The sequence below is a fragment of the Myroides fluvii genome (assembly GCF_009792295.1).
GTDB classification, from domain to species: Bacteria; Bacteroidota; Bacteroidia; order Flavobacteriales; family Flavobacteriaceae; genus Flavobacterium; species Flavobacterium fluvii_A.
Genome location: NZ_CP039934.1, coordinates 3644743 through 3668021, shown reverse-complemented (window position 1 = coordinate 3668021; position 23279 = coordinate 3644743). Strand labels below are relative to the sequence as shown.

Here is a 23279-nt window from a genome sequence, read left to right as displayed (position 1 = left end):
GCTTTATTGTTGTTCTAATGAATGTTTAAAAAAATTTTTGCAAAAGACAATAAAGTTGTACCTTTAAAAGAAAAGGAAAACATTATGAGTAGTATTATTTTAAATCGAATTAAACAAAATGTAAAACACTGGTATCTTCCCGTAATTTTAGGAGTTGTATTTATAATCGCAGGTGTATTTATCATGATGACCCCTGTGGCCTCTTATGTATCTCTAGCCTTGTTGTTTAGTTGGTTGTTCTTTTTTTCTGGTATTGCAGAAGTAGCTTTTGCATTGAGTAATAGAAAGCAATTGGACGGTTGGGGATGGATTTTGTTCTCGGGAATAGTTGATATCGTATTAGGTTTAATCTTGTTGAGTAAACCGGCAATTACCTTACAAGTATTGCCCATTTACGTTGGGTGTATCTTGTTGTTCCGCTCGGTGCGAAGTTTGAGTATGGCTGTTGAATTAAGCAATTATGGCGTAAAGGGAATCTCTCCAATGGTTCTCTTTGGAATTTTAGGCTTGTTGTTTGCTGTTTTTATGATGACTAATCTAGAAGCGGGAGCTTTTACAATCGTCTATTGGACAGCGTTCTCAATTATGACTTTAGGGTTGTTTAGTATTTTGTACGGAATGAAACTCAAAAAGCTGAAAAATAAAGGCGCTAAAATCAGTGATGAATTAACCAAGAAATGGGAAGCCGTTCAAGAGGAAATTCGAAAAGCAATGGATAAAGAATAAGTAAATTATAGCTAAATAAAAAGAGGATCATATGATCCTCTTTTTATTTTATTTTGTCATAGGCATCGGAAATCAATTCTTGAATGGCATCCGATATGCGCTGTTTACCCTCTGTTGTATTGATGTCAATACCACAAAACTTACTGCCATTGTTCTTGGCGTGTAGAGTTAAGTAATATATTCCACTGATGACTAAAGCAAGACGCGCTCTAATATCAACGTTAGAATGCTCAAAAGATGGAATCGTCTTGGAGAATAGCTCTTCCCCAATTTCTTCGCGTTTATCGGCTATTTTGCGCAATATGTCGTTGCTTTCTCCTACTTCCCAATGAATAATGCGCTGAAGCGCTCGATTGGTCAAAAGGGTGTCAAATTGATTTTGAAGAAGCTGATTGATGTGATATTGAGTTAATTTATCTGGATCTTGTAACAACAAGTCGATATCAGACTTCGCTGTACTCTTAAAAAAATCCTTCTGACTGATATATTCTTCTACTAAATTATCAATACCGCCGAAATACGTCCAAACAAGTTTTTTATCAACGCCTGCTGCCTTCGCAATATTTGGAGCAGTTAGTCCAGTATAACCTTTTTTTTGCAATACTTTACCTACTGCAGCAATCATTTTATTCATGGTGCGCGCTTTGTCTCGTATTGGCCCAGAAGAAACCTTTCTCTTTTTTGCTGGAGCATCTGCTGGAATCGGATCGGGTATTGTTTCTTTTTTACTTTTCATATTCAATAAATTAAGGGGAGAATGGTCTACGACCAATTTTTTATGCTATACAAATCGATAAATAAGAAAATCTATAGCTTACTTTGTCAAATGTAGAAAAAAATAATTCAAACGCATTTTCTGATTTACTTTTAATCCTAAATTCGCAAATACAAGGGATAACACTTGTAAAGCGGTTTCTTATTTCCTTTTCTTGATCCATTTTATTTTGAGGCAAAGCGAAAAATAAAAATGTTAAATTACATATAAAAAATCAACTTTAGTACACTATTTGATTCTAAGTAAAAGAATGAAATAAACAAAGTGATTGACCATGAAAAATGATACAAAAAGAATTTGCATCGCAATTGTTACGGTCTTCATTTTATGGTGTTTTACAGGACCTATAAATAGAGATGTGACAAAAACTAAATTCTTTATCCGCCATTATTCAGGCGCTGTGCTTTTTGAACAGGACAAGACCATGATCCAATGTCAATTTAGCACAGTTAGAGTGGTGAAAATAGGGGATAAGGTTAACTTTTACTTCGCGCATGAAATCCCCTCATTGTCTGAAATTGTACTCGAGGAGCATCAAGACAACGCGTTAATGAATTCCGATGCAGTAGAAACAAATTACATCCAGTTGACAAATAATAAATTAGAAATACTATACGCAGTAGGAAATCTAAAATATACAGTTTATGCAACCAGAGAGTGATCCTCAATGCTTATCGATGCACAGAAGGGTATTTATAATGAATCACTAGTACATGCAGATAATCTACGCAATAAAAGTATGGTTGCCGATTGAAACCGCTTTTACTTTTGGGGTTAGATCGAATACATTGCGCTGTTTTATTGGAGGAGAAGTGGAAATTAATTGCTGTTGACGCCCTGCTATAAGTTGTTTTTGCGTTACTTTTTTGAGCAATTGTACTTTCTTATCCTCTTTCCTTAGTTCTATCAACAAGTACTTGACAGTAGGTAACTTTGTATTGCTTAAAGGTTGGTCTAACTGTGTAAAATCTTGACCTCCAAAGAATAGATCGGAAATAGTTCCTATAGAAGCTTCTAAATGATGTTCGTTTTTTTTGAGCAACTTGGAAAGTTGTTTGCTGTAGATGACACTTAAGTGAGTTGCTTCATCCCTAGTGAGAAAAAGGGGAATAAGCTCTGCTTGCTGGTCAATAATAGCATGTACTTGGAGCACTAAAGGCTCATTGTAATCCAAGAAAAGTTGGATTTCCGTGGTTAATTCGATTGGTTTCATAGCGTAAATAATTTCTTTTTCACTTAAATATACGCTTTTTTTAAATGCATCCGTTCCTTTTTGGTGGGAATGCATTCTTTTTTTAAGTGGGAAAAGAGGAAAAAAAATACTAAAGCCTTGTGAAATCCATATTTTAGTTGCAATTTTAAAGAGGTGAAAAAAACGCTTTTTTTCTTACTATTTTAATTCTCCCTTGTTTTAATCCTCCCTTTTGTCAAGTTTTAAATTAAAAGATTAGCACGTGTCGTAAAATTTTTAATAGGTATAAGGTGCTGAATTTTAATTTACTAACTCTTTTGTTACTTGTTGTATTACGCAATTCGTAAAGTCATTTTCTTTAATTTGTAGAATGTTAGTTAAATATTTGTAAAAGAAATGTGAATGATTATTTTATTTTATATAAAATAATAAATTTAATATCAAATTGCGAGCACTAAATTCGATATGCAATAAATCTACATTGAAATAAATTCAAGTCCCCATTTTGATTATTGTGTTATTATATTTGTGTTTCATAGTAAGCCTATGTTTAGTACATAGGCTTTTTTGAGTTGCTTTAACTTAGTTCCCCTAAATAAGAGTAGGTAATAGGCCTGCTAGCAACGAATAATTATCCTGTAAACGACTAATAGTTATCATAAATAGAAGCAATTACGCATGTTGTATTCGCTTAAAAATTACAATTTTAATGAACATTAGAATCATATTTTGTATTCTGGTTACCACAGCTAGCCATGCTCAAAATAACACCTTTGATAGTTTGTATCAGCAAACTACTAAGGTGGTTTCAACATCGACTCCACAGAATGCTCTATCTTATCTAACAAAGCTTGAACAAGCGTCTACAACGAGTAAAGAACAGATTGAAGTATATATGTTACGCGCCGCTTTATTACGGCAATATGGCAACAGAGAACGCGCCATTGTTACGCTGAAAAGAGCAGATAGTTTGGCCGAAAAAAGCAAATACCCCAACTTACAAGCCAGGATACAAGGTGCATTGTCGACGTTATATCGCGAAAATGGCATAGAAACCCTAGGTAAGTTATCTTTAATCAAAGCAATATACTGGAGTAATTTGGTTCAAAATCCTTTAGAATTGAGTATTTTAAAGGGAAATTTATTGCAGGAACAAGCGTATTATCACATGAATGCTGCTTTGTATACAGAGGCCATTACGTGCTTAAAAGAAGGGCGTATAGAGTTTAGCAAAATAACTGATCCTAAATTGCGCTTCTTCCATTTAGCAAGTACGGATCAACTGTTAGGGGAGAATTATATCCGCTTAAAAAAGACGACAAAAGCAATTCAAACTTTAACCAGGGCCCTCGAAGAACTTCAACATTCTTCTTCTCCCCAAAGTCCTCTAAAAGGCTTTATTTACAATAGTTTAGGGATGGCTCATTTAATTGGACAAGATTATGAAACGTCTTTTTCTTTCCTAAATAAGGCACAAGAAGTAGGGGAACAGGCTGATTTCTTAGCGCTCAAAAAACAAGTGCTCGCATCTTTTATCGAATATGCAAAGCAAATCGGAGATAATGAAAAATACGTGTTCTACAATGAAAATTATATGAAATTGATTGAACAAGAGCTGAGCGTACAAACTAAGATTGCAGATTTTCTCGTAGGATCCTATTATGAAAAGGAAGGAGAAACGAAAAATGCATATAGAAATTACGTCTTGTATACGTTGTCTATCGGAGGTGGAATTCTTGTTTTTATCTCGTTGTTTTACTATCGAAAAGGCAAGTACAACAAAATCAGTGTAAAAAAGAAGAAAATCACACCCGAAACTGCAGTGCCAGTTGTTGTTACGCAAAATGAAAAAGTAACTAAGCAAGAGGAATTAGTTGTTGATCACAATTACATTTCAAGAGAAACGGAAGAATTGATTTTAAAGGGAATTCAATTGTTTGAACAAAGAAGAGAATTCCTCAGACACGAAATATCGCTGAGTAAACTAGCAAGTCAGATCGGTGTTAATCACCGTTATGTTTCTTATGTGATTAAACACCATAAACAGCAAGATTTTTCTAGTTATATCAATACGCTTCGCATCGATTATATTGTGCGATTATTACAAGAAAAACCCGAAACGCTAAAGTACAAAATCAGCTACTTAGCAGATCTGTGTGGTTTTGCTTCTCACAGCCGTTTTACCATTACTTTTAAACGTATTAAAGGTATTTCTCCTTCTACTTTTATTGAACAAATAAAAGATAAAAATTAGCTTTAGGAAAAACACTTCCATGTTTTAGGTAGGTTATTAAATGGTTATCTCATTGGTTTCTTACTTGTAAATTGATTTTTTTTGATGAAATTTAGGTAGTCAAAAAAAAAACTATGGATCATTATCACAAACACGTCTTCTTTGTCGATTCTGGAGTAACAGTGGCTGTAGGAAGTGAAATCAATGCACTACAACGTCGATTTAGCTTCTCAGAAGAAATGCGCAAATTACTGTTAATTCAAGCCCAGATGAAATATTCAACGCAACAAGATACAGCTTTCATACGCACAGAGATGACAGCGCTACATTGGTATACCCTAGATGGGTACGATGAGCTATGGGATATTATCGAGCGCAATGAAGATTGCATTCTATCCGATTATTTGTTTGTTTTTGCAGAAGATGAGGCGGGTAACCAATATGCTGAGATTACTAAAGGAAAGCGAAAAGGGCATATTGTTTGGCTAAACTCCCTTTGTTATGCGGATGTTGATAGTTTGGAGGAGTTGATAGAAGAGCGATTGGAACAACTAGGTGTATCCTCTTTATGGAGCGATGATGAATTGATCTTTAACTTGTTATATACAGATAATCAGATGGTTGAAATTAAGTCCAATTCACTGGAGTTGTTTCTCTGTTAAAAAATAGAAAATAAAATTACTTATTCACTAGAGTAAGAATTGATGCGTTTTTTTAGTTTGTCAGGCCTGTATATCCGTATACAGGCTCTTTTTATTAAAAAAACAGCCTGTATATCCGTATACAGGCTCTTTTTATTAAAAAAACAGCGGATAACTCTAAGAATTATCCGCTGTTTGATTAATCTATTGGCTTGATTAGTGTCTTGGCTTAGCCAAATAATCAAAGAAATATTGTGCGATTTTAGTATTTAAGTGAACGCGATCAATTCCGCGTACATTGTGTTCATGGGTAGGATATAAGAAGTAATCCACTTGCTTATTGGCTTTGATACATGCTTCGATAAACTGCATAGAATGTTGTTGTACAACAACAGGATCTTGAGCACCGTGAATAATCAATAATTTATTGTTTAATTGCGCTGCTTTATTTAATAAGCTTGTACGTTCATAACCTTCTGGGTTTTCCTGAGGAGTGTCCATATAGCGTTCTCCATACATAATTTCGTACATTTTCCAATCCATTACAGGACCGCCAGCAACGCCAACTTTAAAAACAGAAGGATGCGTCACAGATAAGGTTGTCGTCATGAAACCACCAAAGCTCCACCCGTAAACGCCTATTTTTTCTTGGTCTACATAGGGAAGTGATTGGAGGTAGTTGACACCAATCATTTGGTCTGCCATCTCTTGTTGTCCTAATTGACGGTGAATTACGTGTTCAAAATCTCGTCCGCGATTGAAACTACCTCTGTTATCAACGGTAAATACAAGATAACCTTGTTGTGCCATATAGTGAAAAAATAAGGAAGAACCTCCTAGCCAATTATTGGTTATTAATTGCGCATGTGGTCCTCCATACACATAAACCATTACAGGATAGGATTGGGAAGCATCAAAATTAGTAGGATAGATAACACGAGCGTTTAATGGTGTTTTTCCATCAGCAGCTGTCAACGTAACTAATTCCATTTTCGGCATGTTAATCACCCCTTGATAAGGATCTTTAGCAGTGAGTAATTCTTGCTCCTTTTGATTAGAAGTTTGTACAATGGAAACTTTGTTGGGAACTTCCAGGCTACTGAATGAATCTAAGAATGCTGATTTATCTTCGTTAAAAACTACCTCATGTGTACCTGTACGCGAGGTAAGCTGTTCTGTTTTTGCTTTCTTGATGTTTACTTTAAACACTTGTCTGTCCAAACCTTGATTGGTAATTCCAGTGTAAAACAAGTTCTTACCGTCCTTGTCGAAACCTAAAATGCTTTCTATAATCACATTTTCATGTCCCAAAGCTTGTACCAATTTTCCAGTGGTTGTGTATAAATACGGTTGACGATAACCGCCTTTTTCAGAAAGATAAAGAAAGGTTTTACTATCCGACGGATTGAAAATTAAACCTTGTGAGGGTTCGGTATAGGTAGTGGATTTTTCTTCAAATAACGTAGCTTCAAAAACACCAGTTGCCGCGTTGTACTTGTTTAGTTTTAAATGATTTTGTTCGCGGTTTAAAATCCCAACATAAACATAGTTGCCCGAAGGATCCCAAGTGACCATCGTCAAGAAATGATCTGCATCTCCTGTTTGTAAAGTAACTTTTTGATGCGTATATACATCATAAATAACCAAGGAAACACGCTCATTAGTCATGCCTGCCATCGGGTATTTGATGTTTTTATTTTCAGCTACCCGCGGATTCCATTGAGTCATCGGATAATCGGTTACTTGTGATTGGTCATTACTGTAGTGCAACAGCTGTTCTTGTTTTGGACTCCACCACATGCCTTTGTTGATGCCAAATTCATTGCGGTGTGTATTAGAACTACCATGGACAATCGCCAAATCCGTATCGTTAGTTACCTCGATTACTTGGCCTTTTTTATCGCCAATTACAATGTTGTTATCCTTTAACCAAGCGACATAATCGCTGTTTCTAGATAGTGTATACTCTTGGCCCTGAACAGGTACCTTTTGGATTACTTCTGCTTTTTTATCTTTGGTGTTGTATTGGAGCAACCATCTGAATTTAGACTCCGTATCAACAATAGAAAAAGCGAAAATGGTTTCACTCTTCCAAACCAGGTCAGAAGGAAAAGTAGTAACCTTGAACTTAGCTTCTGTAATCGATTGTCCTAACGCCTGATTTAAGTCTGTAGTAGTAAGTAAAAAAGACGAACTCCATTGAGTAGAAACCGGACGAATAAACATGCTGTCTCGTTTAGCGTTCAAATGCGTCAACGTGTTGGCGTCTTTCCAGCTAGGTTGTGTAATCTTTGCAGGAGCAAAAGAAGTATACTGCCCCAAGGTTGCTTCTTGTATAGTCAAATTGCGTTGCGCAAGTAGACAATTACTCGAAAGTATAGCCAGAGCAAGTAAGTGTATTTTTTTCATGCTATTGTGTGATTAATTTTATCGTGTACTAAGGTAGGACTTTTCTCTTTTGTGACCAATATGATGGGGGAGTTGTGTTTGCAATCTCCTACTAGATGTGAAAACAAGAAGTCAAAAATAGAAAAAAGGTAGGTTTCTCAGTAGTATTACTTCTAAATGAAGTTAATGTTATTTTTTTTATAAAAACACAATATTCGCAATTTGAGAATGTTTGGGCGTAAACACTAAATATAGTGTTGTAGAATGAAATAAGTATTGGTAAAAATAAGGGAATAAAGTTTTATTTGGTAAATATACAGTAAAAGAGCTGATATTTTTAAATCTATATATTTGATTAGGCAATTAAGCAAATTGCCTTGTGTTATTTAAATGTTTTAGGTTAAAATGAACCACAAATTACTAATTGAGTTTATACATCTTCTTTTTGAGTTTGAAAAAGAAACGGAGGGAGGGTTAGTGCCGACCTATCCCCAAAATATTGAGGGATTTAAAACCTGGATTCACAAGAAAAAGGAAGAATCTATAGTAGCGGACGACACCGCACTGCAAGACACAAAAGTAACTACGGAACAGCATATCGCTTTAGCTTTGTTAAAAATAGCGAACTACAGCAAGGTGTATTGGCGATCTCTATTGGCAGATAAGGCTATAGCCACCCAAGATAATTGGATTGTTTTACTCAACTTATGGATACATGGCGAAATGACAAAAATGGAGTTAATCCGCTTGAGCGCACAAGAAAAGCCAACAGGTATGCAAATTATCAATCGATTGATTCAACTTGAATTTGTACGCCAAAAAGATTCTGAAGTTGATAAAAGAAGTAAAATCATCGAAATTACAGCATTAGGGCAACGTGAAGTAACAAGTCAAATGGGGGAAATTCAGTATTTCGCTCAAATGATTAATGGTGATTTACACGTAACTGAAAAGCAAAGTTTGCTTTTTTTGCTAACGAAGTTAAGCAACTTTCACGAGGACATTTTCAAGGACAATAAGAGTAAAATGGAAGTACTGGATTTTGTCTTACAGCATCGTGCAAAAGTGTAACATTATTCTTCGGTAAGCAGCGAGTTACAACCCTCCATTAGAGGAGGGGAGTGGAGCTTTGTGTTCTTTGCGAAAGTGTTATTTCTTTAAATCAACGTCTTTTAATGGAATTACTTTTGTTTTGTACTTCAATTTATGGTAGAAATAGAAGAACAAGAAAAAGGGAATACCCATATAAGTAATGAAGATTCCGTTCCAATCGACAACTCCTTCTAAAATCATTTTGCTGTCTTGTCCAATAATTACGAACAAGCAGAGAACAAAAGCGAAAATGGGACCAAAGGGGAAAAGTTTAGCGCGATATACTAATTGTTTTTGATCTTTGCCTTGTGCAAGGTAAGCGCGTCTGAAGCGATAATGGCTAATAGCAATACCCAACCAAGCGATAAATCCAGTTAAACCCGAGGCAGCTAAAATAAAATCTACTGCTTGGGGGGTAACCGATTGAATGATGAAAATAAGTAATACAACGAATGCAGTTGCTAATAATGCAAGGATTGGGACTCCATTTTTATTGGTTTTGCCAAATGAACGATGAGCCATGCCATCTTTTCCCATGGCATATAACATACGCGTTGAGGCATACATACCGGAATTTCCCGCAGAGAGGATAGAGGTTAAGATTACCGCATTCATTAAAGCAGCTGCAAAGGCCCAATGTGCCTTTTCAAAAACTAAAGTAAACGGCGATTTAGCAATCTCAGTAATATCTGCGCCCAAAAGTTCTGGACTTGTATAGGGAATAATTAAGCCAATGACAAATATAGATAGGATATAAAAAATGAGGATGCGCCAAAAAACTTGTTTGATGGCTTTGGGAATGTTTTTCTCTGGATTTTCAGATTCTCCTGCCGTGATTCCGATGAGTTCTGTTCCTTGAAACGAGAATCCCGCAATAAGAAAGACCCCCAAAACCGTGAGGAATTTACCTGAGAATCCTTCTCCTATAAAAGGAGCATCTCCAATGGTAAAGTTTTTAAAACCAATGTATTCACCTCCCAAAATTCCGAAAATAGTCAATAGACCCACGCCTAAAAAAACAAGGACCGTTATTACTTTAATAAAAGCAAACCAATATTCAGATTCTCCATAAGCTTTGACAGATAGTGTATTTAATCCTACTATAATACCAAAGAATAGTAAGCTCCAGGCCCAGGGAGGAAGAAAACTCAGAGGCTCCCAATACGAAATAACTAAAGCGGCAATGGATACATCAACAGCTACAGTAATCACCCAATTGAACCAATAATTCCAACCCAAAGCATAGCCCAAAGAAGGATCTACAAAACGGGAAGCGTACGTACTGAAGGATCCGGATACAGGTAAATAGGTTGCCATTTCTCCAAGAGATGTCATTAAAAAATAAACCATGACCCCAATAGCTGCATAGGCTAATACCGCCCCTCCTGGTCCTGCTTGGTGAATGGCTTCCCCACTGGCCATAAATAAACCAGTACCGATACATCCGCCAATGGCAATCATAGTTAAGTGTCGAGCTTTGAGTTTGCGCTGTACTCCTGAATTATCGTCGTTTTGTTCCGTCATCGTCTGTTGATTTCGAACAAATGTAATTATTAATCAAATGGAACGGGAATTTTTCCTACAGAATATACGAAAAAGATAAGCAATCAGTAAAGATTCTTTCTTTTTTATACCTATTTTTTGCCCTTGTTCGATAGCAAAAGACCAAAAAAAGAGGGGATTGAAATGTTAAAAAAAATAAATTTTCATGACCTTGTGGTTTTATTAAATTGCCATATTGTCTTGTATTTTGTGTTATTTATTTTATATATGTTTTTTTTAATCAAAATAATTTTGATTATTTAATTAAGAGGATGTTTTTTTAACTAAAATTTTATTTAATTTAGTTTGCTAATAGTAGTAATAGTAAATAAAATTTTTATGGCAAAGAGAAAACAGTTGCTCAAAGGGGTTATACTAGCCCTTTTGATCGTTCCTGCCTTTGTTTTGGCCTCACCTAAGTTGCAAACTTGGTTTGAGGATCTACAAATGGATTGGTTTGATACGAGCATCATTCCAAATCAAAGTACGTCGAATCACACTTCAGCTTTATTTTTTGAGGATCCTGTTTGTAATGTAATTACAACGCTTCCTTTTGTGGAAACTTTTGCTTCAGATTCTCCAACAAAAGAGTGTTGGACTGTTGTAGATGGAAATGAGGATGACGATACTTGGGATTTGAATTACGACAGTAATCCTTATGTTGGAGACCAAGTCGCTGCATTTTATACCGATTACAATGATGGAGATAATGATGATTGGTTAATCTCACCAACCATTCAACTTAGTGGGAATCAAAGATTGCGCTATTTCTATCGCGTACAATCTGACAATGAACCTAATGATTTTAAAGTTGTACTATCAACAAGTGGTACAGCGGCTGCTAGTTTTGTTCATGAATTAGTACCGCTGCGCGAATATGATAATATCGTGTATCGCGAAGAAATTGTGTATTTAGTAGATGAAAATGGGGTACCCTTTACAGGAAATGTCAATATCGCTTGGCATGTGCCACCTGGAGGATTAGATGGTTGGCGTTTGTATGTTGACAATGTGATTGTGGAAGATATTCCAGCTTGTCCTACTCCTTTGGGCATAACGGTTTCGAATCGCACAGTTAGTGGTGTACAAATCGATTGGACTACGGGTTATCAAGAGGAGGAATGGGAAGTTGCTGTGCAATTGGCCGGTACAGGTGCACCCGCTGCGGGCGTAGAAGTGCAAGCCACGACGTATAACGCAACGCAACTTACTGCCAATACAGCATACGAAGTATATGTTCGCGCTAAATGTGCGGATGATGAGTTTTCTGATTGGGTGGGACCAGTGAATTTCAGTACGCAAATCATTCCTGTTGGTCTGCCTTTTACGGATGGTTTTGAAGGAGCAAATAACTTTGTCTTCCTTGGAGATAAAGTGAATAAATGGGTGGTAGGAACCGCTGTAAATAACGGCGGAACACACGCCATGTACATTAGTGATGATGAAGGGGTTTCGCATCATTATGAAACAGATGATGAGGACTGGGAGTCAACGGTTGCTCATGCGTATAAAGATTTTTCTATCGATGCAACTACCAATGAATTACAGCTGTCATTTGATTGGCTGTGTATGGGAGAGGGTGAATTTTGGCCCAATGACTACTTTAAGGTGTGGATTGTACCTGCCGATTATATACTGTTAGCTAATGAAGAGGTTGACGAAGATGCAGATGGGGTGCTTCAACTTGGACGATCAAACTATTATTTGAATAATGCGTTTCAAAGTGAACTAATCTTTTTTGATGGAACGCCTTATCGAGGAGAAACCATACGCCTTGTATTTGAATGGAGAAATGACTCAAGTGGAGGTACACAACCTCCTGCGGCTATTGACAATGTCGATTTGAGAAATGTACTTTGTAGTAGACCGCAAAATTTGGAAGTTAATGCAGTCACATCTACCAGCTTTACGGTGGGGTGGACACCGGTTACGGATGTGGATACCTATGAGTTTATACTGAAAACAAATCCATTGCCCTTAGCTGTGGATACGGATACACCCACGCATAGCAGTGCTACAGGAAATACCTACACATTTGCCAATCTGACCACGGGTTCTTTTTACTATGTGTGGATGAGAACCTCTTGTGATGCCACAACTAAGAGCAAATGGATTGGACCTATAGCCGTTAATATCCCAAATATGACGCCTCAAGCCTTGCCTTATAATGAGTCTTTTGAAGGGGATGTGTATTTTCGAACCAACCACAATGATTTTCATCAATGGGTGGCCGGAAATGCGGTAAGTGCAAATGGAACTCGCTCTTTATATGTAACGAATAACCACGGGGTTGCGAATAGGTATACTGTGGATGAGGAAACCGTAATCCACGCGTTTAAAGATTTTATTGTACCTGCTAATACACAGCAGCTTGATATTTCTTTTGTATGGCGAGCAATGGGTGAATTTAACCCGAGATGGGATGATGAACCAAGTGATTTTATGAAAGTTTGGATGGTGCCAACGTCATTTACACCAACGGTAGATGTTGCAATTACACCAGCGGCTAATCGAATTGAATTAGATCCAACCGTATTTTTTGCCAATGCCAACCAATTTACGGTTCAGCGAAATGTTGTCAATGCAACGGCATTTGCAGGCCAAAATATGCGTCTTGTTTTTGAATGGATCCAAGATCCTTATTCGGGTACGCAACCGCCTGCAGCTGTAGATAATCTCGTAGTTAAACCCTATACATGTGTAGATGTTACGGATCTGAATGCTCTGTTAATCGAAAATACCACTAATTTTGAAATAACTTGGACTCCAGGACCGGGACAAACCAAATGGGAGGTCTTTATTATCGAAAATGGAGAGCCGTATCCAACGGAATCGGATACGGGTATTATTGTGGAGGGAGATCCTTCTTATATCGTAGAAAATGTACCTGAAGAAACCTTCTTTAAAGTATTTGTACGCCCAATTTGCTCGGATACAGAAAAAGGGTGGTGGACAGGACCAAAAGATTATTCAATCTTTCACCCTCCTGGATGTGCAGGGATTACCTTAGATGATATTGAATTGGATATCTCAATGGATGGAGAGTATATTATATGCTCAGATGATCCGTATACATTAGATTTAAAAGCAAATTATTACGATATAAAATCAACGGATACGTATGCAGTTGAAGCGATTGACTATGCACCACCATTCCCTTTCTTTGGAGGAGATGCTGTAAATTTAACGGAAGATGATGAATGGTCGGATATCATTGATCTAGGGTTTGACTTCTGTTTTTATGGCAACAGTTATAACAAAGTGCTCATTTCTACCAACGGGGCAATTACATTTAGCATTGATGGAGTAGTACCTGGGGGGTTATATGAACCAAATGATCCATGTGGATGGGACTATAATAACCCTATTCCTTTTATAGGAGATTTTGGAGACCCTCCTTTTGCTAATGCAATATTTGGTGTTTTACAAGATACAGATCCTTCAGACTCACCAGATAGTTATTCCGTAAATTACCAGATTCTAGGTTCATATCCATGTCGTGCTTTAGTATTTAATGTATATCAAATGGGAATGTTTAGTTGTGCATATGATGAAAACGATATTGAAGGAAGTACACAAACATCTCAGATTGTTCTATATGAAGGAACCAATATTGTAGAAATCTATGTAAAAAATAGAAAACCTTGTGAGGATTGGAATGAGGGTAATGGTTTATTAGGGATGCAAAACGCAGATGGTACTTTAGCTCACTTTCCAGCAGATCGTAACACAGGTGATTGGACAGCACAAAATGAAGCGTGGCGTTTTACGCCAAATGGCGAGTCAATCGCGAGTTTTGAATGGTTGAAAGACGGACAAGTACTTACTACAGATACAGATATCACGGTAACGATTACTGAATCGACAACGTATACGGGTCGAATTAAGTATGAACACTGTAATGGAGAAGAGATGGTCATCGAAAAGAGTTTTAACTTCTTAAAAGAACCGATGATTCTCAACGCGCCTAAAACGCTTTATGATTGTGCAAAAAAACCAGGTAGTACGTATAATTACAACTTGGATGAGAATATTGCGAACATCGTCAAGGATTTTGCGGTAGAGGATGTGACAATTGAGTATTACAAATCTCAGGCAGATGCTGAAAATGAAGTGAATAAAATAGAGGCTATGTATACTACATTAGATCCTTTAGCAGAAACTATCTTCATGAAGGTAACCAATAAGATTACCAAATGTGATAAAATAGTAAGTTTCCGCTTGGGAATTAACCGTCAACTAGGGGCAACAAAAATCAAAGATATTTTTGTGTGTAAGGAAATAGCTTTACCTGCCTTAGCAGAAGGAGAAGCTTATTTTACAGAACCTTATGGTGCAGGAACGCGATACAATGCGGGGGATGTCTATAATGTGGTAGGGAAAAATACACTTTATGTGTACCACGAAGATGAAAAGCAATGTTATGGCGAATCAAATTTCAAAATTGAAATTTTGCCAGAAGTCATTGCTCCTGTATTTGACAATGAAGTATTGGCTTGTGAAACATTCACATTGCCAGAATTGCCTAATGATTGCAAATACTATACAGAACCTAATGAAGGAGGAATTGAACTCTTTAAAGATTATGAAGTCATCGTTCCTATGACAATTTATATTGTAACAAGAAATGGCAATAAAGAAGTATTCTGTTATGATGAAAGTAGTTTTACTGTTGATTTTGAAGATTGCCCTATTCCGAAGGGATTCTCTCCGAATGGAGATGGAATCAATGATCGCTTTGATTTAACAGAACACGGAGTAGCCAAAATTCAAATTTTTAACCGAAATGGAATGGAAGTCTATTCTCATGGTTTAGGCTATAAAAATGAATTTGTAGGAAAAGATAAGAGCGGAAATCAATTACCAAGTGGTACTTATTATTACGTTATTATCTCTCACGGTAAACAGAAAACGGGCTGGGTACAGTTGAATTATTAAATGGTTAACAGTTAGCTGTTAACAGTGATCAGTAAATGCTCAAAATAAAAAGACCATTCCTTTATAGGAATGGTTTTTTTGTTGGTTGATTTTTGTTTAGATGGGTGAGAAGGTGAGAGGGGGAGAATTCACTGATAATTTGTACAAAAAAACAAAAAGCGAAAACACAAAAAAGCCCATTCTACAGCAGAATGGGCTTTTTTATGAATATGTTCGACAAACGACTAACCAAGTAGGAAATTTTTAAAATCCATAAAGTTCAACGGATGAACCCCATGTCCGACAGGATATTCTTTGTATTGGTGTTTGATTTGTAGTGCGTCTAAAATAGGGGATGTTTTTCTAGCCCAATCCACGGGGATTACCTGATCTACCGTACCGTGAGAAGCGAAAAATTGCAATTGGCTAAAATCGTTTTGTTCAAACCCTGCCTTAATAATATTGGCGTTGAAATAACCACTTAAAGCAACAGCTTTATTGATTTTCTCAGGATAAGATAAGGCAATGGCATAACTCAAAATAGCCCCTTGACTAAATCCAACCAAGTTGATATGGGCTGCATCAATAGGATACGTTTGAATTAGTTCGTCAATGAATTTTACGATTAAATCGCGAGATTCGATGGCTTGTTGGTCATCAGAAAATTTATTCGCATCCGCGTCAAAGTGAATCGCATACCAAGCATAACCATACGGTGGAACAGGGTAGGGCGCTTGCACGGACACAATGTAATAATCTTCTGGAAGTTCACTGGCAAATGAAAATAAATCTTCTTCGTTACTACCATATCCATGAAGTAAGAGAATTAAAGGATTTTTATCCTTTTTTACTTTTGGCTCTTGAATCAAGTACTTGATTGATAATGCTGTTTCCATCGTTATACAGATAATTTGTCAAACCATTTTTGAAAATAACCACCTAGAGCAGGTAGTACGCGTACTTCTCCTTGAATAGAACCCAAGAGGCTGTAGAACCACAACACAACAAAACAAACATAAAACGGAATTGTTGCAAATAGAGAGTCTACATTCGATACAAAATACCCGAATACGTAAAACATCAAATGTAAACCAAAGGTTTGTTTGATGTAGAATCCGGTGTATTTGTTCTTCGGTTCAATATTCATAAAGATGACAATCATACATCCCAAAATGGTAAGATGGGAGGCAATGGCCATGTTTTTTCCGCTTTCAATTTCTTTAGCCGTAAACGTTTTAATCATAATACTTCAATAATATAAATTGTTTTTTAGTTGAACTAAAAAATAAATGTTTGTTTGTCTTGGCGAATTACCCCATATACTTTTCCTTGCATAGGTGTGCCCAAAAAGGCAGAATTCTTCGATTTAGAAAGGATATTTTCCTTGTTGAAAGTCCAGGTTCCTTGCGTAGAGAATAAACTCAAATTAGCGATTTCTCCTACAGCAATACGCGTAGTTTCAATACCAAAAATTGCACGCCCTGCCGTTAGTTTGTCCACAATTACCTCAATTGGTAAAACTGTATTTAAGGCGCCAAAGGCTGATTCTAAACCAATGGTTCCCGACGTAGCAAGGTCAAATTCTAACTTTTTGTGCTCAATGTCCAAAGGCGTGTGATCTGTGGTAATACAGTCAATGGTATTGTCAAGTATACCCGCCAATAGTGCCTGTCTAGTTTCTTCATCTCTTAAGGGAGGAGATACTTTGTGACGGCTGTCGAATTCGGTTAATTTAGCGTCAGTGAATATCAGCTGATGAACAGCCACGCTACAAGTTACGTGTAATCCTTTGGCTTTTGCTTCGCGGATAAGTTCTACTGATTTTGCTGTTGAAATAGTGGGAATGTGTAGTTTACCTCCCGTGTATTCCAACAAGAACAAATTACGCGCCACTTGTAATTCCTCAGCTAAAGGAGGAATACCTTTTAGCCCCAGTGTTGTACTTGTAATACCTTCGTGTACGACTCCTTTTCCTTTCACGCTCTTATCTTGTGAAAAAGCAAGAACTAATCCGTCAAAATCCTGTACATATTGTAGTGCAATTTTTAAGACATTTGCATTGTCAATCGCTTTTTTATAATCGCCAAATGCCACAGCACCGGCATTCTTCATATCGTATAATTCTGCCAAATCCGTTCCTTCGCTTTTCATCGTTAATGCGCCAATCGGAAAAGCCTCTGTTGTTTGTCCGAAAGCCTTTTGTTTGATAAAGCTTACAATACTCTGATTGTCTGTAATAGGATTGTTGTTGGATTGAATGGCTACCTGTGTAAAACCGCTTTTTGCAGCTACTTCTAATCCGTGAACCAAGGTTTCTCTTTCCTCATAGCCAGGTTCACCAAAAGAAACAGAAGTGTCAAACCAACCGGGAGAAACACTTAAATCTTCCAATTGAATTACGTTAGCTTCAGCATCTGTAATCGAAGCAGCTATCTTTTCAATTTTTCCGTTTTTTACGTGTATATCCACCACTTGATTGTGGAATGGACTTGTTGAATCTATAATTTTTGCAGATTTTAAAATGATATTCATTTTAGTGCGAGAATTTAAATTAGTTATGTGTAGTTATTGCGTACAAAAATACCTTTTATTTTTTTGTTTTGCGAGTATGTATTCGAAGAAAAGAACAAAAAAAATACACCCCTTATCTGGATGTATTATTTTGTTTCTTTACTAGTATTTTCGAATTCTCAAAACATTCATTGAGGGCCTGATAAATTTGGAAATCAGTAGCCGTATAAATGAAGCGATCTGTTTGGTTGCAATTCTTTAAAGTTTTAATGATATCTTCTTGTGTGATACCCAATAACCCGCAAACAATTTCGCGATCATAACGCGTTTGCATGAGTGCAATCATGTTTTGATCTTCCCTGATATTTTCGAGTTTCTTGAGTTCTTTGGCTTTGCCTTTAAATAAGTTATATACTGCATCTACCGGACTAAAGTAACTACCCACGGCTATACTATACGTTGGCATACTCGTGCGCCTATAGAAATCAACTTGTAATTTGTCATTGAGTTCGATTAATTTGGTATCTACTTCTAGAATACCTGTTAAATCGTATTTCTTGATGAAGATTTCAGCCAGTTCAATAGACTGTTCTGTCAAGTACAGTTTTAGATTATCATTGTTTAACCAGTCGTTGGTTACCTTTAGTTTGATGGGTAAATATCCCGGAAAGGAAAAGTGAATGGAATCATTCAGATTAGCAGCTATAGAGAAAGAACCATCTCGCTTGCTGACTGTTCCCTTTACTTGCGTAATGTTAATCACGTTAACATCATCAACAGGTAGGAGAGACTTGTCGTTGTAAATAGTACCTTTCACTTGCGGAGTTTGACTCCATGCCGCGAAAGACAGTAGGCATGTAAATAAAAAAACTGTAAAATTTCTCATCATTTTTAAAATTGCTTAAAAATAGTGGATATTTTACAGTTTTATATCTTATTTGAAAAAAATTAACAGATTAACTTCTTCTTGGACGTTTTGGAGCGCTGTTATCGCCTGTGCGTCTTGAAGAACTTCTTTCATTTCTAGGCGCTCTGTCATTTCTGCTGCTGCCTCTGTCGCTTCTGTCATTTCTATCGCTGAAACGACTTCCGCCGCCTCCGCCGCTTCCGCCACGATCAGAACGGTTGCTCGTTGAGCGATCTCCGCCTCTTCTGTCGCCTCTATCGCTTCTTTCGCCGCGATCTCTACGCTCAGAACGGAAACCTCCATCTCCGCCACGTCCGCCTCCGCCTCCGCGTCTGTTGTGGTCTCTTCTGCCAGAGTTTTTCCCTCCGTCATTATTTGAGATCTCAACATTTACTCGGCGCTCTTGGTACGTTTCGTTGTTTAAGATTGTCATAATCTTGTCCGCGTGCTCAGCATCTGTATTAAAGAATGAGAATCCTTCTTTTACATCCACTTTAAATAAATCATCACGTCCTAATTCTAACGTATCACGTAAGTAATCTTTCAAGCTCATCCAGTCGAAACCGTCTTTTTCTCCTAAGTTTAAGAAGAAACGAACCGCTCCATCTGTAGGAACCTCTTTCGATGTTCTTGCTGCAGAACCAGCATTACTTAAGCTGTTTGAAGATTTTTGATAGTATTCTAACAAGTGATTAAACTCTACAGAAACTACTTTTTTAATCAATTCTTCCGTTGTTAAGTCTACTAATAGCTCAGAAATAGACGGTAAAAATGTCTCAATTTCCGGGTTAACTTCTACGTTTTTAATGCGGTTAGCAATGTGATACAACTGAATTTCGCAGATTTCCAATCCAGAAGGAATTGGTTTTTCCTCGAATTTCGTCTTCATGATACGCTCGATTTGAGAAATCTTGCGCGCCTCACTTTTCGTGATAATTACCATTGAAACCCCAGATTTTCCAGCACGTCCTGTACGACCACTACGGTGGGTATAGGTTTCGATCTCATCTGGAAGCTGGTAGTTTACAACGTGTGTAATATCATCAACGTCAATTCCACGTGCAGCAACATCTGTTGCTACTAACATCTGGATTTGTTTTCCTCTAAAGGCTTTCATTACCGCATCGCGTTGCGCTTGCGATAAATCTCCGTGTAATGCAGCTGCGTTGTACCCGTCTTCAATTAACTTCTCAGCAATTGCTTGGGTGTCTCTTTTTGTTCTACAAAAGATAACTGAAAAGATGTTCGGATTGGCATCAGCTAAACGCTTTAATGCTAAATAACGGTCTCTTGCAGAAACTAAGTAATACTCGTGACTAACATTAGTAGAACCTTGATTTTTGTGTCCAACTGTGATTTCAGCAGGGTTAGACATGAATTCTCTTGCAATGCTCGCTACTTCAGCAGGCATTGTTGCAGAGAATAACCAAGTACTCTTGTCATCTGGTGTGTCAGCTAAAATTGAGGTGATGTCCTCATAAAACCCCATATTCAACATCTCATCTGCCTCATCTAACACACAATATTCAATATGTTTGATGTCAACCATTCCGCGGTTAATCATATCTTGCATTCTCCCTGGAGTTGCTACAATGATGTGTGCACCACGCTTGATCTCTCTTGCTTGCTCTGTAATACTCGCCCCACCGTATACAGCCACTGTATGAAGTCCTTTTACGTACTTAGAGTATTGTTTGATTTCATTTGCAATTTGCAAGCATAACTCACGCGTCGGTGATAAAATCAACGCTTGAGTGTGTTTTTTTGACAGGTCAATTTTCTGAATAAGCGGAAAACCAAATGCTGCGGTTTTCCCAGTCCCTGTTTGGGCTAACGCAACAATATCGGTATTTTTTTCTAATAATAAAGGAATTGCTTTTTCTTGGATCTCTGAAGGATTCTCAAATCCCAAATCATTAATTGCAGATACTAGCAATTCATTTAGACCTAATAGTTCGAAATTGTTCATATAAATTTTAAAAATAGGCACAAAGGTAGTACTATTCTTTTATTAAATATCAGTTTATGTCTATAAAAAAATAAAAAAAATGATTTACGTTGATAAAATTACTTTTTTTATCATTTTAAGCGAAAAAACCAATAAAAGATTGTGAATTCTAAAAAGATTGAAACAGTGAACAATCGGATATTGCGTTTCTAAACGCAAGTATAAGAATTGTAAAATCAACTCTTTGCAAATATAAAGGCAAACAGAAAATAAAAAATACAGTTATTTATTTAAAGAAAAAATTATTTCCATCTTTTGTGATTTATTCTGAGGCCTCTGATTCTAAAATATTTGGAGTTTATTTTACGAGTATATTTCTCTGAGCAGTGATAAATAAAGAGATGAAAGAAGTAAAAAAAAGATAGATGTGTTTTGTTTTTACAAAAGTACTTGTAATTTTGTCCATGAAGTTTGAAAAAAAATGCACAAAATGTAGTTGTGCACGATTCCTTTAAGATATCATAAAAATATTAGTGGGGACTAAATATATGATATTGAATTTTTAAAAACATACAAACCCTTCAATAGCTCAAACTTCTTCTTGCTATTGAAGGTTTTTTTTTGAGGTGAACTGTTAGCAAGGATTAGTAAACAGTAAGTGTTGCTGGTTGAAGTGCATTCTTTTTCTTAATCGAATATCCACTTTAATTAGGGTATTGGTTCATTGGTTAACCCTTCTAACCAAATTGTCATTTCACAACAAGCAACAAAAAAACCAACCCTTTTTTGGGATTGGTTATTTTTATAGGTTGTATAATCTTCTGTAAATGGTCAACTGTTCACCGCTAACAATCGGCTTACTCTAACAACTTCTCTATATTGCGATCAAAAATATTGACAAAGGCTTCTTGAATACTTCCATCTTTATTTAGGATGATGCTGCGTTGAATTTTAGTAATAATCCATTTGTCTTTCATGTCGTTAAAATCGGTGCAGCGCAATTCAATTAAGTTGGGATGTTTGTACGGGCGTATCAAATCCTTCCATTCTTGATGTTCTCCGTCAATACACACCGAAATTACTTGAATATCGGGGCGTTTTTCCAACAGATCTAAGGCTCTTTTGTGACTCGCCTCTGCATGAGCTAAGCCGTTTTTTGTCCAAACGAACATCAGGGTTTTCTTGTGAATTAACTTTTTAAAATCAACAGATTTCTCGTCTATGTCAACTAAATCTACTTTCGGTAGACGGTTTTCGTACTTTAAATTTTGTACGGCATTTTGAATTTTTACAATCTCACGGTGTTGCGTGGTGTCTGTAGAGAGTTTGAAATAAGCTTCAAAAAACTTGTCATTGTTGTTGAGATTTTGATCCTCTAACAAATAAATAAGTGCAATATTGTCTAAAACTGTATTTTTTACTTTCTCATTGCGAATCAACGTATCCACAATATGGAGTTTGGTGATGTTCTTGTCGAACTTTGTTTCACTGTCAAAGTCTAAATCCGATTCATCACTAATTGAACTCAACATAATAGCTAAGTACTTTGTGAAAGAGGAGTAGCGAATCAACTTTTCATTGTTGAAATCAATTTTATTGCGGAAAGCGTAATAATCTACAGGTAGTTGTTCGCGAATATCTTTTTTTGTGCGCACATAATGTGCGATAGGGTAAATTTCTTTTTGACTATAAAAATGTAAATCTAGCTTTGTCTTGGCATACATGTCAAATTCGGGGTCCCATCCAATCACAGCTTTGCTTCTCAAATAGTAGGTAGTTCGTGCGGCGTGTGTAGAATCGATAAAACGCGTAAATTGATTTACGTCATAATCATAATTTTCATAACGCGTAGATTCATCCACTAAGTTCTTAACGGTTAAGTTCATTAAGAAGTTGTTCTTCTCGGCCCCTCGACCAGAAAAGATAATCGAATGATCAAAGTCCCTCGAGTTTAAACGCAGGTGTAAGCTGTCATTCTTATCGAAGTACACATATTGAAATTCAGGGTTAATTCTATAGATATAAAGTCCAGGAGTTAACGAGTCAAATTTCTTTTCAAAGCGATTGTTCTCATCTAGAAAAATCGTGTCTAACAAGTCGTTATCTTTGAAAAATAGAATATAATTGCTCGTTGGATTTTGTATTTCGCCACTGAAATAAGCGGAATAATCCGTTGGCTCAAATTTCTTTTGACAAGAAAATAGCAACGTGATTAATGGCAATAGGCCATAGCGAATACTTGTATGTAAGATGTTACTACACATTGTTTTGGGGAATAATGCTAGTTAAAGATTGACGTCAGAAGCAAAAGTAAGTTTTACGATTATTTAAACTTGTTAAGATATGGTTAAAATAAGTAATTCAAAATTGAAATAAATAAGACGGATTAAATCTCATATATATTTAG

General features: G+C 36.5%; 16 protein-coding genes. 6 read left to right on the top strand and 10 right to left on the bottom strand.

The features are described 5' to 3' along the window. The first annotated feature begins 84 nt into the window (after window positions 1-84). A complete protein-coding gene (locus FBR08_RS16205; protein WP_158963966.1) occupies window positions 85-726 on the top strand; it encodes an HdeD family acid-resistance protein in 642 nt (213 codons plus the stop codon). A gap of 43 nt (window positions 727-769) precedes the next feature. Here FBR08_RS16205 and FBR08_RS16200 read toward each other — a convergent pair whose 3' ends face one another. Next, window positions 770-1462, bottom strand: a complete 693-nt coding sequence (locus FBR08_RS16200; RefSeq protein ID WP_158963964.1) for a TetR/AcrR family transcriptional regulator — start codon at window positions 1460-1462, stop codon at window positions 770-772. A gap of 313 nt (window positions 1463-1775) precedes the next feature. Between FBR08_RS16200 and FBR08_RS16195 the strand changes: the two genes are divergently transcribed. Continuing rightward, entirely contained in the window at window positions 1776-2162 is a 387-nt protein-coding gene (locus FBR08_RS16195; protein ID WP_158963962.1) for a hypothetical protein, read from the top strand. Between the two features lie 63 nt (window positions 2163-2225). Here FBR08_RS16195 and FBR08_RS16190 read toward each other — a convergent pair whose 3' ends face one another. Further along, complete coding sequence (locus FBR08_RS16190; RefSeq protein WP_233266149.1) at window positions 2226-2789, bottom strand: hypothetical protein; 564 nt, start codon at window positions 2787-2789, stop codon at window positions 2226-2228. Between the two features lie 613 nt (window positions 2790-3402). On the opposite strand from FBR08_RS16190, the gene FBR08_RS16185 reads away from it, so the two are divergent. After that, a complete protein-coding gene (locus FBR08_RS16185) occupies window positions 3403-4947 on the top strand; it encodes a helix-turn-helix domain-containing protein (protein ID WP_158963960.1) in 1545 nt (514 codons plus the stop codon). Between the two features lie 113 nt (window positions 4948-5060). Then, complete coding sequence (locus tag FBR08_RS16180; protein WP_158963958.1) at window positions 5061-5588, top strand: hypothetical protein; 528 nt, start codon at window positions 5061-5063, stop codon at window positions 5586-5588. A 195-nt stretch (window positions 5589-5783) separates the two neighbouring features. Here the strand turns inward: FBR08_RS16180 and FBR08_RS16175 are convergent, their stop codons facing one another. Beyond that, window positions 5784-7976, bottom strand: a complete 2193-nt coding sequence (locus FBR08_RS16175) for a S9 family peptidase (RefSeq protein ID WP_158963956.1) — start codon at window positions 7974-7976, stop codon at window positions 5784-5786. 384 nt (window positions 7977-8360) lie between these two features. Between FBR08_RS16175 and FBR08_RS16170 the strand changes: the two genes are divergently transcribed. Next, complete coding sequence (locus FBR08_RS16170; RefSeq protein ID WP_158963954.1) at window positions 8361-9026, top strand: MarR family winged helix-turn-helix transcriptional regulator; 666 nt, start codon at window positions 8361-8363, stop codon at window positions 9024-9026. Between the two features lie 78 nt (window positions 9027-9104). Here FBR08_RS16170 and FBR08_RS16165 read toward each other — a convergent pair whose 3' ends face one another. After that, window positions 9105-10571 (bottom strand): amino acid permease, encoded by a 1467-nt coding sequence (locus tag FBR08_RS16165; RefSeq protein WP_158963952.1) that lies wholly within the window; start codon window positions 10569-10571, stop codon window positions 9105-9107. A gap of 357 nt (window positions 10572-10928) precedes the next feature. Between FBR08_RS16165 and FBR08_RS16160 the strand changes: the two genes are divergently transcribed. Beyond that, on the top strand, window positions 10929-15527 hold the full coding sequence (locus FBR08_RS16160; protein WP_158963951.1) for a choice-of-anchor J domain-containing protein: 4599 nt from the start codon (window positions 10929-10931) through the stop codon (window positions 15525-15527). A 224-nt stretch (window positions 15528-15751) separates the two neighbouring features. Here FBR08_RS16160 and FBR08_RS16155 read toward each other — a convergent pair whose 3' ends face one another. The 6 genes from FBR08_RS16155 to FBR08_RS16130 form a co-directional block, all read right to left on the bottom strand. Further along, a complete protein-coding gene (locus tag FBR08_RS16155) occupies window positions 15752-16402 on the bottom strand; it encodes an alpha/beta hydrolase (protein WP_158963949.1) in 651 nt (216 codons plus the stop codon). A gap of 2 nt (window positions 16403-16404) precedes the next feature. Further along, window positions 16405-16749: a hypothetical protein gene (locus FBR08_RS16150; RefSeq protein WP_158963947.1), complete on the bottom strand. Its 345-nt coding sequence runs from the start codon at window positions 16747-16749 to the stop codon at window positions 16405-16407. A 35-nt stretch (window positions 16750-16784) separates the two neighbouring features. Continuing rightward, the gene (locus FBR08_RS16145) at window positions 16785-18038 is read right to left on the bottom strand and encodes a dihydroorotase (RefSeq protein WP_158963945.1); all 1254 of its coding nucleotides are present in this window, start codon (window positions 18036-18038) and stop codon (window positions 16785-16787) included. A 112-nt stretch (window positions 18039-18150) separates the two neighbouring features. Beyond that, entirely contained in the window at window positions 18151-18906 is a 756-nt protein-coding gene (locus FBR08_RS16140; protein ID WP_158963943.1) for a carboxypeptidase-like regulatory domain-containing protein, read from the bottom strand. Window positions 18907-18973: 67 nt separating this feature from the next. Continuing rightward, window positions 18974-20893 (bottom strand): DEAD/DEAH box helicase, encoded by a 1920-nt coding sequence (locus FBR08_RS16135; RefSeq protein WP_158963941.1) that lies wholly within the window; start codon window positions 20891-20893, stop codon window positions 18974-18976. A gap of 836 nt (window positions 20894-21729) precedes the next feature. Next, on the bottom strand, window positions 21730-23136 hold the full coding sequence (locus tag FBR08_RS16130) for a hypothetical protein (protein WP_158963939.1): 1407 nt from the start codon (window positions 23134-23136) through the stop codon (window positions 21730-21732). Window positions 23137-23279 lie beyond the last annotated feature (143 nt).

Excerpts from the sequence above, each read along its gene's own strand:
- FBR08_RS16205 (WP_158963966.1), top strand. The coding sequence starts at position 85 with ATGAGTAGTATTATTTTAAATCGAATTAAACAAAATGTAAAACACTGG.
- FBR08_RS16200 (WP_158963964.1), bottom strand. The coding sequence starts at position 1,462 with ATGAAAAGTAAAAAAGAAACAATACCCGATCCGATTCCAGCAGATGCT.
- FBR08_RS16195 (WP_158963962.1), top strand. The coding sequence starts at position 1,776 with ATGAAAAATGATACAAAAAGAATTTGCATCGCAATTGTTACGGTCTTC.
- FBR08_RS16190 (WP_233266149.1), bottom strand. The coding sequence starts at position 2,789 with ATGCATTCCCACCAAAAAGGAACGGATGCATTTAAAAAAAGCGTATAT.
- FBR08_RS16185 (WP_158963960.1), top strand. The coding sequence starts at position 3,403 with ATGAACATTAGAATCATATTTTGTATTCTGGTTACCACAGCTAGCCAT.
- FBR08_RS16180 (WP_158963958.1), top strand. The coding sequence starts at position 5,061 with ATGGATCATTATCACAAACACGTCTTCTTTGTCGATTCTGGAGTAACA.
- FBR08_RS16175 (WP_158963956.1), bottom strand. The coding sequence starts at position 7,976 with ATGAAAAAAATACACTTACTTGCTCTGGCTATACTTTCGAGTAATTGT.
- FBR08_RS16170 (WP_158963954.1), top strand. The coding sequence starts at position 8,361 with ATGAACCACAAATTACTAATTGAGTTTATACATCTTCTTTTTGAGTTT.
- FBR08_RS16165 (WP_158963952.1), bottom strand. The coding sequence starts at position 10,571 with ATGACGGAACAAAACGACGATAATTCAGGAGTACAGCGCAAACTCAAA.
- FBR08_RS16160 (WP_158963951.1), top strand. The coding sequence starts at position 10,929 with ATGGCAAAGAGAAAACAGTTGCTCAAAGGGGTTATACTAGCCCTTTTG.
- FBR08_RS16155 (WP_158963949.1), bottom strand. The coding sequence starts at position 16,402 with ATGGAAACAGCATTATCAATCAAGTACTTGATTCAAGAGCCAAAAGTA.
- FBR08_RS16150 (WP_158963947.1), bottom strand. The coding sequence starts at position 16,749 with ATGATTAAAACGTTTACGGCTAAAGAAATTGAAAGCGGAAAAAACATG.
- FBR08_RS16145 (WP_158963945.1), bottom strand. The coding sequence starts at position 18,038 with ATGAATATCATTTTAAAATCTGCAAAAATTATAGATTCAACAAGTCCA.
- FBR08_RS16140 (WP_158963943.1), bottom strand. The coding sequence starts at position 18,906 with ATGATGAGAAATTTTACAGTTTTTTTATTTACATGCCTACTGTCTTTC.
- FBR08_RS16135 (WP_158963941.1), bottom strand. The coding sequence starts at position 20,893 with ATGAACAATTTCGAACTATTAGGTCTAAATGAATTGCTAGTATCTGCA.
- FBR08_RS16130 (WP_158963939.1), bottom strand. The coding sequence starts at position 23,136 with ATGTGTAGTAACATCTTACATACAAGTATTCGCTATGGCCTATTGCCA.